The organism is Sulfurimonas sp. NWX367, from assembly GCF_039667065.1.
GTDB classification, from domain to species: Bacteria; Campylobacterota; Campylobacteria; order Campylobacterales; family Sulfurimonadaceae; genus Sulfurimonas; species Sulfurimonas hydrogeniphila.
Genome location: NZ_JALCZM010000001.1, coordinates 364,653 through 381,551 on the forward strand (window position 1 = coordinate 364,653; position 16,899 = coordinate 381,551).

Annotated in this window: 23 protein-coding genes; 13 read left to right on the top strand and 10 right to left on the bottom strand. The window is 37.8% G+C overall.

Annotated features, from left to right (window positions below; genetic code table 11):
- Positions 1 to 108: 108 nt before the first annotated feature.
- The 9 genes from MNY28_RS01825 to MNY28_RS01865 all read left to right on the top strand — a co-directional run bounded on the left by MNY28_RS01825 (position 109) and on the right by MNY28_RS01865 (position 5,906).
- Complete coding sequence (locus MNY28_RS01825) at positions 109 to 615, top strand: 3-isopropylmalate dehydratase small subunit (RefSeq protein WP_151900370.1); 507 nt, start codon at positions 109 to 111, stop codon at positions 613 to 615.
- Positions 616 to 1,683, top strand: coding sequence for a 3-isopropylmalate dehydrogenase (gene leuB, locus MNY28_RS01830; RefSeq protein WP_151900369.1), 1,068 nt, complete (start codon positions 616 to 618; stop codon positions 1,681 to 1,683). It begins immediately after the preceding gene.
- Positions 1,684 to 1,694: 11 nt separating this feature from the next.
- Complete coding sequence (locus MNY28_RS01835; protein WP_151900368.1) at positions 1,695 to 1,943, top strand: tetratricopeptide repeat protein; 249 nt, start codon at positions 1,695 to 1,697, stop codon at positions 1,941 to 1,943.
- Positions 1,934 to 2,260, top strand: a complete 327-nt coding sequence (locus tag MNY28_RS01840) for a hypothetical protein (protein WP_346388735.1) — start codon at positions 1,934 to 1,936, stop codon at positions 2,258 to 2,260. The genes MNY28_RS01835 and MNY28_RS01840 overlap by 10 nt, the downstream gene beginning before the upstream one ends.
- Positions 2,261 to 3,097 (top strand): formyltetrahydrofolate deformylase, encoded by an 837-nt coding sequence (gene purU, locus MNY28_RS01845; protein WP_346388736.1) that lies wholly within the window; start codon positions 2,261 to 2,263, stop codon positions 3,095 to 3,097. It abuts the gene before it with no gap.
- Entirely contained in the window at positions 3,097 to 3,567 is a 471-nt protein-coding gene (locus MNY28_RS01850; protein ID WP_151900365.1) for a tRNA (cytidine(34)-2'-O)-methyltransferase, read from the top strand. Before purU ends, MNY28_RS01850 begins: the two co-directional genes overlap by 1 nt.
- A 3-nt stretch (positions 3,568 to 3,570) precedes the next feature.
- Positions 3,571 to 3,693, top strand: a complete 123-nt coding sequence (locus tag MNY28_RS01855) for a hypothetical protein (protein ID WP_269138909.1) — start codon at positions 3,571 to 3,573, stop codon at positions 3,691 to 3,693.
- Positions 3,694 to 3,914: 221 nt separating this feature from the next.
- Positions 3,915 to 4,574, top strand: a complete 660-nt coding sequence (locus MNY28_RS01860; RefSeq protein WP_151900364.1) for a LexA family transcriptional regulator — start codon at positions 3,915 to 3,917, stop codon at positions 4,572 to 4,574.
- 9 nt (positions 4,575 to 4,583) lie between these two features.
- Positions 4,584 to 5,906, top strand: a complete 1,323-nt coding sequence (locus tag MNY28_RS01865) for an SH3 domain-containing protein (RefSeq protein ID WP_346388737.1) — start codon at positions 4,584 to 4,586, stop codon at positions 5,904 to 5,906.
- Here MNY28_RS01865 and MNY28_RS01870 read toward each other — a convergent pair whose 3' ends face one another.
- From MNY28_RS01870 to MNY28_RS01880, 3 genes are all read right to left on the bottom strand, one after another.
- Positions 5,907 to 6,212: a flagellar basal body protein gene (locus MNY28_RS01870; protein ID WP_346388738.1), complete on the bottom strand. Its 306-nt coding sequence runs from the start codon at positions 6,210 to 6,212 to the stop codon at positions 5,907 to 5,909.
- Positions 6,213 to 6,250: 38 nt separating this feature from the next.
- Positions 6,251 to 6,934 (bottom strand): hypothetical protein, encoded by a 684-nt coding sequence (locus MNY28_RS01875; protein WP_346388739.1) that lies wholly within the window; start codon positions 6,932 to 6,934, stop codon positions 6,251 to 6,253.
- A 119-nt stretch (positions 6,935 to 7,053) separates the two neighbouring features.
- On the bottom strand, positions 7,054 to 8,253 hold the full coding sequence (locus MNY28_RS01880) for a tetrahydrodipicolinate N-succinyltransferase N-terminal domain-containing protein (RefSeq protein WP_346388740.1): 1,200 nt from the start codon (positions 8,251 to 8,253) through the stop codon (positions 7,054 to 7,056).
- Between the two features lie 97 nt (positions 8,254 to 8,350).
- On the opposite strand from MNY28_RS01880, the gene MNY28_RS01885 reads away from it, so the two are divergent.
- A complete protein-coding gene (locus MNY28_RS01885) occupies positions 8,351 to 8,854 on the top strand; it encodes an ankyrin repeat domain-containing protein (RefSeq protein ID WP_151900359.1) in 504 nt (167 codons plus the stop codon).
- Between the two features lies 1 nt (position 8,855).
- Here the strand turns inward: MNY28_RS01885 and MNY28_RS01890 are convergent, their stop codons facing one another.
- The 3 genes from MNY28_RS01890 to MNY28_RS01900 form a co-directional block, all read right to left on the bottom strand.
- On the bottom strand, positions 8,856 to 9,047 hold the full coding sequence (locus MNY28_RS01890) for a hypothetical protein (RefSeq protein WP_151900358.1): 192 nt from the start codon (positions 9,045 to 9,047) through the stop codon (positions 8,856 to 8,858).
- 11 nt (positions 9,048 to 9,058) lie between these two features.
- Positions 9,059 to 9,658 carry a DUF6166 domain-containing protein gene (locus MNY28_RS01895; protein ID WP_346388741.1) on the bottom strand — a complete coding sequence of 200 codons (600 nt, stop codon included), beginning with the start codon at positions 9,656 to 9,658 and terminating at the stop codon, positions 9,059 to 9,061.
- 163 nt (positions 9,659 to 9,821) lie between these two features.
- Entirely contained in the window at positions 9,822 to 10,553 is a 732-nt protein-coding gene (locus tag MNY28_RS01900) for a molybdopterin-binding protein (RefSeq protein ID WP_346388742.1), read from the bottom strand.
- 59 nt (positions 10,554 to 10,612) lie between these two features.
- On the opposite strand from MNY28_RS01900, the gene MNY28_RS01905 reads away from it, so the two are divergent.
- The gene (locus MNY28_RS01905) at positions 10,613 to 10,912 is read left to right on the top strand and encodes a hypothetical protein (RefSeq protein ID WP_151900355.1); all 300 of its coding nucleotides are present in this window, start codon (positions 10,613 to 10,615) and stop codon (positions 10,910 to 10,912) included.
- Positions 10,909 to 11,559, top strand: a complete 651-nt coding sequence (adk, locus tag MNY28_RS01910) for an adenylate kinase (RefSeq protein WP_346388743.1) — start codon at positions 10,909 to 10,911, stop codon at positions 11,557 to 11,559. Before MNY28_RS01905 ends, adk begins: the two co-directional genes overlap by 4 nt.
- A 7-nt stretch (positions 11,560 to 11,566) precedes the next feature.
- On the opposite strand, the gene thiI is transcribed toward adk, so the two are convergent.
- The 3 genes from thiI to aspS are packed head-to-tail and all read right to left on the bottom strand — an operon-like array spanning position 11,567 to position 15,364.
- Complete coding sequence (gene thiI, locus MNY28_RS01915) at positions 11,567 to 13,012, bottom strand: tRNA uracil 4-sulfurtransferase ThiI (RefSeq protein ID WP_346388744.1); 1,446 nt, start codon at positions 13,010 to 13,012, stop codon at positions 11,567 to 11,569.
- Positions 13,013 to 13,023: 11 nt separating this feature from the next.
- Positions 13,024 to 13,602, bottom strand: coding sequence for an adenylate kinase (locus tag MNY28_RS01920; RefSeq protein WP_346388745.1), 579 nt, complete (start codon positions 13,600 to 13,602; stop codon positions 13,024 to 13,026).
- Positions 13,603 to 13,606: 4 nt separating this feature from the next.
- A complete protein-coding gene (gene aspS / locus MNY28_RS01925; protein ID WP_346388746.1) occupies positions 13,607 to 15,364 on the bottom strand; it encodes an aspartate--tRNA ligase in 1,758 nt (585 codons plus the stop codon).
- Between the two features lie 83 nt (positions 15,365 to 15,447).
- Between aspS and MNY28_RS01930 the strand changes: the two genes are divergently transcribed.
- Positions 15,448 to 16,302 (top strand): NAD(+)/NADH kinase, encoded by an 855-nt coding sequence (locus tag MNY28_RS01930; RefSeq protein WP_346388747.1) that lies wholly within the window; start codon positions 15,448 to 15,450, stop codon positions 16,300 to 16,302.
- On the opposite strand, the gene MNY28_RS01935 is transcribed toward MNY28_RS01930, so the two are convergent.
- Positions 16,299 to 16,889 carry a hypothetical protein gene (locus tag MNY28_RS01935; RefSeq protein WP_151900349.1) on the bottom strand — a complete coding sequence of 197 codons (591 nt, stop codon included), beginning with the start codon at positions 16,887 to 16,889 and terminating at the stop codon, positions 16,299 to 16,301. The genes MNY28_RS01930 and MNY28_RS01935 overlap by 4 nt on opposite strands.
- Positions 16,890 to 16,899: the final 10 nt, after the last annotated feature.

Genomic DNA, 16,899 nt, shown 5'->3' on the forward strand with positions numbered 1-16,899 from the left:
ATTTATTAATATTAATGCAGTTCTTTTGTAAAATTATTTTTTAATTAACTTCATATAACATTTTAGATATAATCGCAAAATTATTTAGTAAAAACAATAGGATTTTAGATGCAAAAAGCAAACATAAATGGAAAAGTTTGGAAATTTGGAAAAGATATAGATACCGATTTGATTATTGCTGCAAGATATTTAAATACTTCAGTACCAGAAGAACTGGCAAAACATGTAATGGAAGATGCTGATCCTGAATTTGTAAATAAAATGTCTCCCGGGGATGTTATCGTCGCAGGCGAAAATTTTGGATGCGGAAGTTCTCGTGAACATGCACCGATTGCATTAAAAGCTGCCGGTGTTGCTGCCATCATTGCACCTACATTTGCCAGGATTTTTTACAGAAATGCATTTAATATGGGGCTGCCTATATTTGAACTTAAAGAAGCAGATGAGATTCAGGAGGGTGATGCAATCAGTATTGATATGAATGCAGGCACAATCACAAACCAAAGTACAGATAAAACATATAAGTTTACTCCGATCCCTGCTTTTATGCAGGAGCTGATAGATGCAGGCGGTTTAATGAACTTTGCAAAAAATGAAGTAGAAGGAAAAAAATAGATGAAATCATACAAAATAGCACTGATAAAAGGTGATGGAATTGGTCCTGAAATTATTGACGAGGCTGTAAAAGTTTTGGATGCAGTTGCATCATACAGCGGGTTTATTCTGAAATATGAAGATTTATTAATGGGCGGATGTGCGTATGACATTACAGGTGATCCGCTTCCTCAAGAGACAATTTCCGGAGCATTGAATTCCGATGCTGTTCTTTTTGGTGCTATCGGCGGTGAAAAATGGGACACTCTTCCACGTGAAAAGCGTCCTGAAAGCGGTCTTTTGCGTTTTAGAAAAGAGCTTGGTGTGTATGCCAATTTGCGTCCGGCAGTTGTATATGATGAACTCGTTAATGCTTCTTCATTAAAGCCGGAAGTTGTCCGGGGTGTTGACTTAATGGTGGTTCGCGAACTTATCGGCGGTATTTATTTTGGTGAGCCAAAAGGACGCGATGCAACCAAAGGCTGGAACACTATGGTGTATACACGCGATGAAATCGTGCGTATTGCCCATCAGGCATTTAAAATTGCAATGACTCGCAGCAAACGTGTATGCTCGATTGACAAAGCAAATGTTTTGGATGTTTCGCAGTTATGGAGAGAGACGGTCGAAGAAGTGGCAAAAGAGTATCCGGAAGTAGAACTTTCCCATATGTATGTGGACAATGCCGCTATGCAGCTTATCCGCGATCCAAAACAGTTTGATGTAATGCTTACAGGAAATATATTTGGTGACATATTAAGTGATGAGGCAAGTATGCTCTCGGGTTCCATAGGACTGCTGCCATCCGCTTCCATCGGTGCTAAAATCGGTGTATATGAACCTATTCACGGTTCAGCCCCTGATATTGCAGGGCAGGGGATTGCAAATCCTATAGCAACTATTTCTTCTGCATCAATGATGCTTCGATATGCACTTAATGAAGAAGAGGCTGCCAACAAAATTGACAATGCCATCAAAAAAACATTAAGCGAAGGCTACAGAACAGGCGACTTGGCTCAGTTTGATGCAAAAGAAGTCTGCTCAACAAGTGAAATGGGCTCAATTATTGCAAACTACATAGAAAAGTAGGCTGATTTCATATGCAGACTCTGACTTTGGCAAATATTTATGAACTGCAAGGTTTAAAAGAAGAGGCATTGGAAATTTATAAGGAAGTCTTAAAAAAAGACCCAAATAACAGTGATGCCAAAATTGCTATACGAAGACTCTCCGGTATGAGAAAAAAGTTTTTACATGTAAATGTTCAAATGAAAGAGTATTTTTTAAAGATGGATTCCGAAGTTGAGTTCAAAGAGTTTGAAAGGTGGTTATTAAAAGCATGGAACTAAAAGATGTCATATTGTCAACACTGGCTGAAATGGAAGATGAACTGCCGCAAGAGAGTGTAAAAGAAGTGCAACAGGAAACTTTTGCTGAGGAAACCGAAGAACGCCCGCAGCAAAAAGATGATGCGCATACATCCATGGAAAGTGAATTAATTTATTTGAACTCCATAAGAGAGAGGCTTTTGGTCCTTTTTGAAGGTTTTCAAGCGCCAAATAATGCAAATATTGAAGCCAAAGTAGACATGACACTTAACTTTTTAGAATATACTTTGGCAACAATAGACGCCCGTGTTGAAAAGCTGGAAAAAGGAAATCTGTAGATGAGTCAATATAGAGTTTTAATAGATGCAAATGATGAAAAAGGACTTGTACATAAAGTTTCAAGTATATTTTACAGTTATGATCTGAATATTCTGTCCAACAGTGAGTTTGTTGATAGGGAAAGCAACAAGTTTTTTATGCGTAGTGTTGTTGACGGGAATGTTGATAATACAGAACTGCTTAAAGCTTTACACGAAGTATTGCCTGAACACTCCGGCATAAAAATTGTAAAACCTGAGAAAAAAAACATCATAATAATGGCAACAAAAGAGATTCATGCACTTGGCGATATTCTGATCCGTCATGAAGCGGGTGAACTTGAGGCAAATATTGTAGCGGTTATTTCCAATTATGATAATTTGGAATCATTTGTAAAAAAGTTTGATATTCCTTATATCACGATTTCTCATCAGGGATTGGAGCGTCAGGAACATGAAAGTAAAATTATTGAGGCTATTCAAAGTTACAAAGAAGTTGATTTTATAGTTCTGGCAAAATATATGCGAATCCTGACACCAAGATTTGTTGAAACATTTGAAAATAAAATCATAAATATACACCATTCGTTTTTACCGGCATTCATAGGTGCAAATCCTTATAAACAAGCCTACGACAGAGGGGTGAAAATCATTGGAGCGACAGCACACTTTGTAAACAACAATCTTGACGAAGGGCCTATTATCGCACAGGAGACAATCCATGTAACACATGCCTACAGCTGGAAAGATATGCAGCGTGCCGGCAGAGATGTTGAAAAAGTAGTTCTTTCCAAAGCATTGAAACTGGCTCTCGAAGACAGAATTTTTACCTATGCAAACAGAACGGTAATTTTTTAATGGCATTCAACATAGTATTGGTACATCCGCAAATACCAAACAATACCGGAGCGATAGGCAGACTCTGTGTCAATGCAGGGGCTTCGCTGCACTTAATTAAACCTATAGGTTTTGATATAGATGAAAAAGCTGTTCGTCGGGCAGGTCTTGATTATTGGAATAAGCTTGATTTGAAAGTGTGGGAAAGTATTGATGAATTCTTTACATGTAACGATATAACTGATAATGCCTATTTTGCTACAACAAAAACGGACAAACCCTATTTTGATGCCAAATTCAAAGAAGGTGATTATATCTTTTTTGGCAGTGAGACAAAAGGAATACCGGAAGATCTGTTAAACAAATATAAAGCACAAAATATAACTATTCCTATGACAAAAGACGGGCGCAGTCTTAATCTTGCTATCAGCACGGGAATAATTCTTTATGATGCAATCCGTCAAAATTATTCTACCTTTACCGAGGAGTAAGCAATGAACAGTTTGGTTGATACGGTTATGACACTCTTGTTTGTCTTATTTATGGTTTTTATATTTGCCGGCTATCACAAAACAAAATCGCAAGAACGTGAAAAAGACAAAGATCTCAAATCCTAAAATAATTTTTCTGCCCATTTTTCTAAATGATTTTCAAACTTTTCAAACAAACTCTCTGCATTTTTTATAAGTAATGACATTTTTCATCCTTTATATAAATATGTACTAATAGTACAACAATTCAAAAAAAATATAAAAAATATTTCAAATTGCCAAATATTTTTTGACATTCTTTGATTTTTAGACTATACTGTTGCAAATCAATATAAAAAGGGTTCAAAATGAATAGTTTCTTGGATATAGTGGAAGAGATTAAAAGCATTATCTCTGATGAAGTTGCTCCGAAAAAAGTTTTTGACAAAGATGTTGCTGCGGTATTGGGTATTTCGCAGATGAATTTTGCAACAATGAAAAGACGTAACAAAATTCCATTTAACGAATTACTGGATTTTTGTGCCAAAAGAAGTATCTCTATAAACTGGCTTTTGTATGGACAGTCTCCTGAAAGTTTGGTTGAAGCAACAAATAAATTCTATATGGTCAAATACTTTTCCGACATCAATGCCAGTGCAGGAGGAGGAAGTGACATAGAGTCTGAAGAGATAGAAGAGCTTGAAATTCCTGAGCAGTTTGTATTTATGCTCGGTGGAGAAAAAGAGCTGCAAAATATAGAAGCTATTAATGTTTCGGGTGACTCAATGGAGCCTACTTTTAGTTATAATGATATTGTATTTATTAACAGAAGCAAGACAGATATCAATCGCGGCGGTATTTTTACCATAAGAACCGAAGCAGGACTTTTTATAAAACGTGTACAAAAGAGAATTGACGGAAAACTTGATATAATCTCTGACAATTCTGTCTATAGTACACAAACACTTGATGCAAATCAGGTTGAAGTTGTTGGCAGGGTTGTCAGCAGATTTGGTGATGTAGATTAAAGGATTTTTTTGAAGTATCTGTATTTATCTTTAGCGCTTGTCCTGATAAGTGGATGTTCGCAGACAACCTCACAGACTGCTTCTCATAAGAAGTTGCCAAAAGCAGAATATATCAAAGGTTTGAGCGGAATTTCCCAAGATGTTTCAGAGTATGCACATGCCATAAACAAGGGCTATATTTCGTCATTAGAAAAATTTGCCACAATGTATTTTCAGCCGTGGAATATTGACAGCATGGATATTCCGTTAGAAAATGCGATGTGGGCATATAAATTATTTGATGCAACAAACAGTTATGGGGAAAATTTACAGCCACTTGATGATAGTTTTTTTAAACAAATAAAAAATAATTCTAATTTTGAAGCCTATTCCAGTGTAAACAAACAGGCAATTACCCTGAGAAAGGTGAGTATCAGAGCTTTTCCTACCACCAGGCCGGTTTTGAGAGACCCGAATAAAGCAGGCGAGGGCTTTCCTTTTGACTACATGCAAAACTCTACCGTTGCCGCGAATAAGCCGCTTTTTGTTTCACACTATTCAAAAGACAGAGAGTGGGTATTTGTCAAGTCCAGCTTTGCTTACGGATGGGTACACGCACGAGACATTGTCTATATGGACAGGAAATGTGCAGAAATGTGGCAAAAGGCACAACAGGTATTTGTTTTACAGGACAATGTTCCTTTGTATACACCCAAAAAAGATTTTTTATTTAAATCCACTCTGGGAACAATGTTTCCAATCATCAGCCAAAATCAAAAAGAGTTTCACATTTTAACTATAGCAGCATACATGTTGAAAGAACCCTATTGTGTAAACACTTCAGTCAATAGGAAAATCGGACATAAGGGAATACTGAAATTTAATGCAAAAAACATCAATCTTGTAATGGGCGAACTCTTACATGTAAACTACGGATGGGGTGGCATATACAATCAGAGAGATTGTTCTTCTACGCTAAGAGATTTTTTTGCACCGTTTGGTATCTGGTTGCCAAGAAATTCTTATCAGCAAAGCAGAGTAGGCAAAGTCATATCTTTAGAAAATATCTCTGATGAGAAAAAAATAAAAATGATTCAACGATACGGAGTCCCTTTTGAAACTCTGTTGTACAGAAAAGGGCATATAGCTTTGTATGTTGGAACGAAAAACAACAAGATAGTTGTTTTTCAAAATCTCTGGGGCATAAAAACACTAAGGCATGGCGTTGAGGGAAGATATATCATTGGTAAAACAGTTTTTAGCACTCTTCAACTGGGAAGCAACTTGTCTGATTTTGATGAGAGTGCCTCTTTTTTAAAAAATCTCAAAAGTATGAATATTGTGACCCGTTAATTATGTTTTTATATCCAAAAGTGTTCCCATCATCTCATTTTGGGTTTTAATGACATTGACATTCACTGCTACACTCTCTTGGGCAATAATTTCATCAGGAATCTCTTTTGCCAAATCCGTTTGACTCTTTTTTGAACCGTTGTTGTCTGCTTCTCTTATGTTTACATGTAAAGAATTAGACTGAGTGGATATTTTTGCATCTTTTGGGACAAATCCTTCTGTATTGACATTTGCAATATTATTTGCAGTGACATTCAGGACATTTGTATTTGCCTGAATGGATGCAATATTATTTGAAATACTCATAAACGCCTCCTCATATGTTCTAATTATAGCATAAAGTTTTAGCGCATAGGAATACTGCCCTGGGGATTGTTTTGATTCATATTTTGACTCTGCATACTATTTGACATAGAAGTTGTTAAGTTGTTTGTTGACATATTACGGGAAGCTTCGCCTTGGTTGGAAGCCAGATTCATAGCATATTGAGATAACTGCAGGGTTGCAGTGTAGTTTTTGGATTGAATTTCTTGTGTTTGTACAATTCTGTCTGCCATTACACCAATTTTGTCTGCCATTTCACCAATTCTATCTGCCATAGTGCCAATATCATCGGAAAGTCTGAGTATTGTTTTTGACATTGTCTGTATAGTATTATTGTAGCTCTCATTTGTATTGTCAGCCTGATGTGCTGCAAGATAAGCTGTTGTTTTTGCCAATACTGTTATTTGTGTACTTAACTGTTCTACATCATCCAAGGCATTGAGTGCATCTTTTGTTGATTGAAATTCTTTTGTGCTGTTGTTTAGAAATGTTTCAAGTTTTGATTCAAAATTTACAACTTCTTTGGCATAAGCCTGTAAAGCTTCATCACTTTTTAGCAGAGTATCTGTTTTGTTCTTAAATGTGTCATGTATGTCATACGCATCTTCAATCGCGCTGTTTAAAAACTGTGTCGTATTGATATTGTCATTTCCAAAAAGCAGGGCAGTAGTGATAAGTGACAGGCTGATAATAGTTTTTTTCATGATTTCCCCTTTTGTTGATATCTGCAGTATTGTAAAAAAAATCTGTTAGCAGAGTGTAAGCAGCTAAGTGCCAAAATATAATAAATATTGAAGAACAGTTCTTCAATATTTATCTAAACCTAGTGCAGGTCAGCGTTGAGTTTAATTTCTCGAGTAGATCGTGATGCAGTGATTTCTCCGGTTAGAGAGTTTTGTCTGAAGTGAAGTCCATTGAAAAAAGAGAGTTGTTTTGCTTTGAAAATTTCCCCTTCAATAGCTATGCCTTTGTTTACTTCTCTGATTTTTTCAAGTTCAGTTGGGTAAATACCTACTTTTGTTCCTTCAAGAATTGCCAAACCGGCATCTATAATACAGCCATCCCCCAAAGGAATACCACAAACAGAGTTGGCTCCCAAAAGACAGTTTTTGCCGATACTGATTGGGTTTCCGTCAGTACCGCTTAGTACACCAAGAATTGAAGCACCGCCTCCGACATCAGAACCGTCACCAACAATCGCAGAAGAAGAAATACGACCTTCAACCATGCTTACACCGGTTGTTCCTGCATTAAAGTTGATGTATGAAGCCCCCGGCATTACAGTTGTCCCGGCTGCAAGCTGTGCACCGAAACGTACTTTGGAAGTGTCAAGTATACGTGTATTGTCTGCAGGAATAATGTGCTGTAAAAATCTTGGAAATTTGTCTACAAAATCAATATGCGGATACTCATTTGCAAGTTTGAGTTCAATTTCAAACTCTCGTAAATAATCAAGTTCTATCGGTTGTCCGTTAGACCATGCAACATTCGGCAATGCACCGAAGGCACCGTTAAGATTGATTTCGCGAAGTCCTACTTTTGCAAGAGAAATTGCATACAGTTTTAGATAGGTTGCTTCTACACTTTCGCAAGGCGCATCTTCAAATATAAAGCATACTTTGAATTCGCCTTCAAGACTTCCGTTGTTTACTATTTGAGAATAGAGTGCTGAAACTACTTGAATGTTTTTGTGTGCATCACCGTGTGCTTCGTCAGAATAAGGGGTAAAAGCATTGAGACAATCTTTTAAAAACTGTAAATTTATGTCACATACGACTTCATTTTGTGTAAAATCTACTGTAATTCCCTGATCTGCAAGTGCCTGGATGAAAATCGCGGCACTGCCAAAATTTTCATCCCAGTTGATTACCGGGTAGGTCGCCTGAAGAGACTTGTTGACATTTAACTGTCCCAAGTCTACTCGTGCTATACCAAAAGCCAAAGGATCTTTGTATCCGGTTGTGTTTGTTTTAATATTGTTTACCAATGCTTTAAATGCATCTGCTGTTTGAATAACGTCCATTGAATTCTCACTTAATTAATTTGATTTGCAATTATACTTAAAAACTACTAACGAAGTTTAGTATATAATTTAAATAATAAAATAAAAAGAGAATATTTTGAACACTTGGCTTGAACTACTAAAAAACGATGATTATCTTGGTATAAAAAAACATATAAAAAATGGCGGGAAACTTTCCCAAAAGAATGAGGCGGGAGAGTCTGTACTTGCCTGTGCATTACGTGCACAGTGCTCAGATGAGACAATAATGCTGCTCATAAACAACGGGGCAGACATTTTTGACTGCGATGATGAAGGTGTCAGTATTTTTGATATGGCAATTACCTATGATAAAATTGAAATAGTCAAACATCTGATAGAGCAGGGTAAAAAAGTAAATGAAACGACAAGAAAAAGCGGTTTTACCGCATTGATGGGTGCAGCATGTTACGGAAGAGTTGAAATTGCCAAACTTCTTTTAAAACATGGTGCCGACAAAAATGTACGGGACTTAAAAGGTTTCAGTGCCGTAGATTTTGCCAGAAAAATGAATAAAAAGAGCATACTCGAACTTTTTGACTATGATGAAACTGCGCCTAAAAATACCGGATATGCAAGGTAGTTTATTCAAAAAACTTCTTTTGTTTTGTGTTGTCGAGAGGTTTCCTTTTCTCTTTGGCAAGCCATTCCTGAAGCAAAGATTCAACAACTTTGCTCAGGCTCATTTTGTAGCGACTGCGTGAGTATTTCATCGCTTCATCCCATGTGTTTTTGTCAATTAACAAACTTCTTGTCACTTCGTCTTTTGGTTTCAAGGGTATCCTTGTTATGATGCTTGCAGAAGTTCTATAAAACTTCTGTAGCTGTCAACGATTTTTTGGTTTTTTGTATTTTGTATATAAAATTCTATGGCTTTTTTGCCGAGTCTGGGAATTTCATTTTTAACAGCCCAGCTGCTGACGGTGCCTTCGGGTACTTCAAGGACTTCGGCGAGTTGTTTTTGTGTGATTTGAAGCTCTTTGCAAATATCTTTGACAACATTTGATTTGTCTTTTTTGATTTTTTTGTTTGCAGGTTTTAATCTTTTTTGTTTTGGTTTTTTTTGCTGTATCTCAGTAACTGTAGTACAATTCGTATCCATCCAGGCAAGAACATTTGAAGCTTCTAAAACCCAGTCGCGGGAATTAAGCTGTTTGACAACATCTTCACAAAACTCTTTTGCATACATCTGTGCTGTTTCTTTATTGCTGAGTTGGTAGAGTATTGCAAAAGCAAGCTGCAAGGCACCTTTTGAGGTGTTTCCCCAGTCAAAACCGTTCTTGGCGTATTGGTATATATCGGTACGACTCGGGAGGTTCAGTTCTTTATATGTTACAAATTTATTGCCCAGTAAAGTCTTATGCCCTTTGAAGACATGGTTATTCATTATTAATGCCATAGTTTTATTTTCTCTTATATGTTAAAAGTGCAATGCTGTTCCTCTTTTTCTTTAAACTCATTTTTATGAGGTGTTAAGATAAACAACATATATAAGAGATAAAAGCAATAAAAGTACCAATAATCAAACTAACATGATAAAATTCTTTGATTTATAATTTTTTAAATGGTATATGTTTGCGTGAAAGTTCCTCTTGAAACATATCAAAATATTTTTTTACTTCTTCATTGTTTTCTCCGCTTAAAGAGAGTTCCACATTCGGTTTGTTCTGTATAAAAATTGGCAGGGAAGAAAGCTCAATGTTTTTTGGGAGTTTTTGCATAACATCAATGAGTGTATTTTCACTTGTTTCTGCCAGCAGTGTATATCTGTATTTTTTCCTTGCCTGTGAAAAATATTTTTTTATTATTTTACTGCTCATTGGATGGGACATCGAGGGGAAACCCGGCATAAAAAAGAACCTCCTGTCTAAAGCAAAACCGGACATATTGTTTACCGGATTTGGCAGAAGTTCTGCATTTGGCGGTATCTCCGCCATGTGTATACGATGGGGATATGCCTCGTCACCAAATTTTTTGATAATGTCTTGTTTGAATTTTTCATGTGTTACGGGCTTGGAATTTCTGAAAACTTCCGCGGCCACCTCCCGTGTCAAATCATCGGGAGTCGAACCGATGCCGCCAAAAGAGAACATCACTGCTTCTTTGTCGTCGAGTATCATTTTATAGGTGCGTTTCATCAGTCCGACATCGTCTTTGATGACAAAAGAGGCACAAAGTTCATGTCCGTATTTTGCAAGTTCATTCTTTAAAAAATCAAAATGCCTGTCAACGCGTCTTCCGTTAAGAATTTCTGTTCCAATAATAACTGCATAAAAGTTCATAGCATTACTTTTTTACATAATTATAGTATTATTTCATAAACAATTCATAAGGACAGAAAATGTCACATATAGAAAAATTAGAAGAACTGCTGACGAAAAGTGTTATTCCCGATATTACAGAAAGACTCGATGAGATTTTTGAAGAGATAGCCGGAAACAAAGAGGCAACACAGGATGCCAAAGAGGAAATAGAAGAACTCCGTGAATTCAAATCTGACCTCGAAGATGTTATAGAAGACATTAAAAACGGTGATATGGAAGAAGAAGAGGCAAAAGAGCTTGTAGCGGACATATTGGCTGCTCAAGAGTGTGAAGATGAAGAAGATTTTGGATTTAAAGAAGAGGAGGAAAATAAATGAGAATAATTCTTTTAGGCGCTCCGGGTGCAGGAAAAGGGACACAGGCGCAGTTTTTAACCAAGAAGTACAATATCCCGCAGATTTCTACAGGCGATATGCTTCGTGCCGCAATCAAAGCGGGAACTGAGATGGGAAAAATGGCAAAAGCGGCTATGGATGCGGGACAGCTCGTGACAGATGAGATTATTATAGGACTTGTCAAGGACAGAATTGCACAGGATGACTGTAAAAACGGCTATCTTTTAGACGGGTTTCCTCGTACACTGCCTCAAGCAGATGCAGTAACGAATGCAGGAATTGCGATTGATGCTGTGATAGAGATAGATGTACCGGATGAAGAGATAGTCAAACGTATGTCAGGAAGACGCGCGCATCTGGCAAGTGGGAGAACCTATCATGTTGTTTACAATCCGCCAAAAGTAGAAGGCAAGGATGATGAAACGGGTGAAGATTTGGTACAGCGTGATGATGACAAAGAAGAAGTGGTACAGGACAGACTGAAAGTCTACCATGAGCAGACAGAACCGCTCATAGACTACTACAAAGAACAGGCTGAAAAAAATCCGAATATCAAATATATCAGAGTTGACGGCACTGCTGATATTGCAGATGTTGAAAAAGCGATTGTTTCACAACTCGGTGAATAACCGTCTGCTATGATTCGGGTCGGTAGACCCGGATATTTTCACAGCCTTTGGCATCCCGCAAGTACTGTGCATGCAATTGGCTCATAATGCCTTTGTCACAGTACAGAAGATACTCTTTGTCCTGTGGAAGCTTGTCAAACTCTGTTTTTAGTTTGTGAAAAGGTATCTTGAGCGTGTTACATGTAAGCGCAATACACTCTTCTTCCGGACGAATATCTATCACCGTAAAATCACCGTTTTTCAAAGTATGAACAACTTCAACAGGTGCCAGATTTGTAATGTCATCTATTATTTCATCAATACTTAAATATTGTGCATTTTGCACTGCTGCATCAAGTATATCATAGTTAAATTTTTCTGCCACTTTTTCCATACGCTTGAAAGAACCGTGCGTAATTGGATTTTGAGAAATAACACCACAGTATTCGGGCATACTTTCAGCAAAATGGCGTGTGCCGATTTCATTGGCCATGTTCATAATTTCGGGCTTGTTCATTGTTGCGAGAGGACGCAAAATAAGCTTGTTCGTTACCTGGTCTATGAGCGCAAGGTTACGAAGTGTCTGACTTGATACCTGCGCAACACTCTCACCGGTCACAAGGGCATCAATCTCCATAGCATCGGCTACCTGTTCGGATGCTCTAAGCATTAAACGTTTGAGCATAACACCCATGTACGTCGGCGGTGTTGCTCTGAAAATTTCTGTAAGCACATCATCAAAGGCAACGGAGACAAATTTGACCTTGTGAGAAGATCCGAATTTGTTCCAAAGATAGAGGGCAACCTGTTTCACACCTATTTCATGCGCCATACCGCCAAGATTGAAGAAAATAAAATGTGTTTTTATGCCCCGTTTCATTGTCAGATACGAAGCCACGGTAGAGTCAAAACCACCGGACATCAAAGAGAGAATATCGCCCTGTGTGCCAATAGGAAATCCGCTGAGTCCTTTGTACTTTGTGGTAATGAGATTGAGCTGATTTTGGATGAGTTCCATTTGTATAATCACATCGGGATGTTTTAAAGAAACACTTTTTGCATTTGAGTTTGCCAAAAGATGCCCGCCTACTGTTCTTTCTATATCTATGGAACTGAAAGTATGTTTTCCGGTTCGCTTTACTCTGACAACAAATGTCTTGTCATCCAAAGAATCGGCAACAAGTTCGCATACTTTTGTTTTGATTTTCTCAATAGTATCCATGTCGTCAAACTGCAGCACTTCAAGAATCTGCTCAATGCCGGGAGTATCCAAAAGTTTTTGTCTTACCTCGGGCAAAACATCTTCGGGGGTTAAAACTTCCATTTTGTCAGAGAATTTTTTGACTTCGATTTTTGTGTCTATACGCTGTAAAATTGTGAGCAGGTTGTTGTAGAGCTGACCGACCATCTGGCGTTTTGCAGAGGGTCCTTTGATCATAATTTCGGGGAAAAGTTTTAAAATGAATTTTTGCACCGTTGAGGCCTTTAGATTTTTGATTGAATAAAGCTTTCCATTTCGTGAACTATCTCTTCAATACTTCGCTCACCGGAAATGACTTTTAAAATGCCTTTTTGCGTATAAAAATCTTTAATCTGCCCTAAAGGTTCCATATAGATTTTCATACGGTTGTTAAAGACTTCGTTGTTATCATCTTCACCTCTGGCGCGTCCAAGCACTCTTTGCCTGGCTGTCTCCTCGCTTACCTCTACCTCAATAACACTGGAAAGTTCAATATCTTTATGCTTTTGCAGGTAGGTATCAAGTGCAAGCATCTGCTCTACACTTCTTGGATAGCCGTCGATGATAATAATGTCAGTCGGAGAAGATTTTATAGCATTGATGATTGTCTCTATAACGATATTTATAGGAACAATTTCGCCTTTTGAGATATATCTGTGTATCTCTTTGCCCCGTTCACTCCCGCTGGCAACTTCGGCTCGCAGCATATCACCGGTAGAGTAGTGTGTGATATCAGGGTTGTGTTGTGCTATGAGTTCAGCATCTGTAGTTTTACCGGAGCCTGGAGCTCCGATAATAAGAAAGAGTTTTTTTGTATGCGACATAATATTATGCCTTTGTTTGTTCACGCAGGCGTATATGTAAGTCACGCAGTTGTGCATTGTCAACAGGACTTGGTGCTTTAGTTAACAAACAGGACGCTTTTTGTGTTTTAGGGAATGCAATAACATCACGAATGCTTGTTTTTTTCGTTAAAAGCATAATGAGTCTGTCAAATCCTAAAGCAAAACCACCGTGTGGAGGTGCACCGAATTTAAGAGCATCAAGCAGGAAACCGAATTTTTCCTGCGCCTCTTCTTCTTCGATTCCAAGCAGTTTAAAGACCTCTTCCTGTATCTCTTCTTTGTGTATACGAATAGATCCGCCACCAAGTTCTGTACCGTTTAAAACGATGTCATAAGCGATAGACTCTATCTCTTCTACATCATCTTTGTCTGTGTCTTTTGGCATGGTAAACGGATGGTGCAGCGCTTTTACGCGACCGTCTTCAACTTCAAACATTGGAAAATCGACAACCCATACAAATTCAAAAGCATTTTCGTCTATCAGATTCATTTTTTCATGCTCGGCAATGAAATTTCTGAATCTTCCCATGTAATCCCATACCGTTTTTTTGTCACCTGCACCAAAGAAAACAACATCACCGACTTCAAGTTCGGTTCTTTCAATGATAAGCGCTATGTCTGCTTCAGAGAAAAACTTGGTCAGAGGACCTTTAAGCCCGTCTTCTTTCATCTGGAAATATCCAAGACCATGCGCGCCAAACTTACGTACATACTCTTCAAAAGATTTCATTTCACGTTTTGAAAATATCAGATCAGCACCTGGAACTTTGAGCGCTTTAATACGGTTAACATGCGGTTTTTTTGCAATATTTGTAAATATTTCATTATCACATCGTTCAAAAATGTCAATGACATCTACCATTTTAAGGTCATAACGTAAATCCGGTTTGTCAGAGCCGTATAATTCCATAGCGTCTTTATATGTAATACGGTTAAAAGGAGGCTTGATTTCAACACCACAGGCATCAAACATTGCTACAAGCAGATCTTCGGCTATTTTCATAACATCTTCTTGATTACAAAAACTCATCTCAACATCTATCTGCGTAAATTCAGGCTGACGGTCTGCCCGCAAGTCTTCATCACGGAAACATTTTGCGATTTGAAAGTATCTGTCAAATCCGCCAACCATCAAGAGCTGTTTGAAAAGCTGTGGTGACTGTGGCAGGGCATAAAACTCACCATTGTGCACACGAGACGGTACCAAATAGTCTCTGGCGCCTTCGGGAGTCGATTTTGTCAAAATCGGTGTTTCAACTTCCAAAAATCCGTTTTTATCCAAAATATTTCTTGCCGCAATCGCTGCTTTTGAACGCAGGCGAAAAACTTCATACATATCAGGATCACGAAGTTCCAGGTAACGATATTTCAATCTTGTCTCTTCACCGACATTTTTATCGCCAATGACAAAAGGAGTAGGAGCAGATTTGTTTTCTATAATCAGTTCTTTTACAATAATTTCAATAGCGCCGGTTTTCAAACGGGGATTTGTCAAACCTTCTCCGCGAAGACGAACGGTTCCTTTGACTATTAAAACATATTCATCACGGACATTGTTTGCAACTTTATGCGCTTCTTTAGAGTCTTCAGGGTCACATGTAAGCTGAATAAGTCCTGTTTTATCACGCAAATCTATGAAAATAATTCCACCATGGTCACGATAATTATTCGCCCAGCCGGTAAGAACGACATCTTCTCCAACATTTGTTTCATTTAAATCTGTACAGTAATGAGTTCTCAAAATATAGAGTCCTATATAAATAATTTTCGCGATTATACCTAAATATAGTATAATTAACAAAATTATTACACAAATGAGCAATTTTGAAAACAAATACAATTAAAAAAGTCGGTGTTGTTTTACGACCGTCCACTCCTGAACTCAAAGAGAGCTATTTTAAGCTTGAAAAAATTTTTAACAAACATAACATAGAAGTAATTATAGACAGTATCAGCGGGGGCATGATAGGTGTAATGGGGATGGAATTTGAATATCTGTGTGAAAACTCCGATATTCTTGTAACGCTTGGAGGAGACGGAACACTTATATCGACTGTCAGACGCTCTTTTCGGTATGATGTGCCGATATTTGGCATTTATGCCGGTTCTCTCGGATTTTTGGCGGATATCAACCTCAACGAATTAGAAGAGTTTGTTGCCAATCTGGTTGCAGGCAACTACAGAGTGGATGAAAGATCTATTTTGGAAGCCCAGTTTATACAAAACAACAAAGAAGTTGTCCTTTATGCTTTTAATGACATTGTTATCACACGGGCTTCCGTTTCAAATATGATACATGTAGAGACCCTGGTTGATTCAAAAGCATTCAATACCTATTATGGTGACGGTGTGATAGTGGCTACTCCGACAGGCTCAACCGCATACAATCTTTCAGCAGGAGGTCCCGTTTTGTTTCCTCTGACAAATGTTTTTGCCCTGACTCCAATATGTCCGCATTCTTTGACACAAAGACCTGTGGTCTTACCGGGGAAATTCTCCATAGAGATGAAAACACCAAAAGACAAAGCATTGCTTATCATAGACGGACAGGACAAGCATGAACTCGAAATAGGGCAGAGCATACATATAAAACTGGCCAAAAAAAGAGTCAAGCTCATTCACAGAGACGAATTCAACTATTTTGATGTTTTAAAAGAAAAGCTGCATTGGGGTGACTAGTCTATATTGATACTCGATGAACTGTCAGAATTCTTTTTAATCATTCTTTTTATCTGTTCTGCTGTATAGCTCTTTTGATGAGGATTTTCATTGAGCAGATCAAATCTTATTTGTATGGTAAGTTTGCCGAGTGCTTCTCCCAACTGTTGGTCATCGTTGCTGAGTGTTCCGTCTTTGGAAAGTATGGAAATGACTTTGAGAAAGTTATTGTATTCGTTCAAAACGGCAGGTGAGGCAAAAATAGCAAGTCTGTGTGTCACAAATCGCAGTTTTGTTATCTCTTTGTCCGTCAGAAGAGACTGTTCTGACATGCTCTCCATCAAGTCCAAAAGTCTTTCGTAGGTTGCCGCTTTTAAATCAAGAAATTTGATATTCTGTTCTTTTTCTATTTCAACTTCTGTCTGCTTGTTCAGCAGGAGCGCGGTGATAAAAACTGTTGCAATAGTACCAAGAATGATGAGGACAATCTCCTGAGTAAAAGGAGTGCTGTCTGTCACTTTATATGCATAACGCAGATAGGCATAGCCGGCAATCAGCGTTATAAATGTCAGAAGAAGATAGAGAAGTTTTTTTGTATAATTGTTCATATAAGAATCT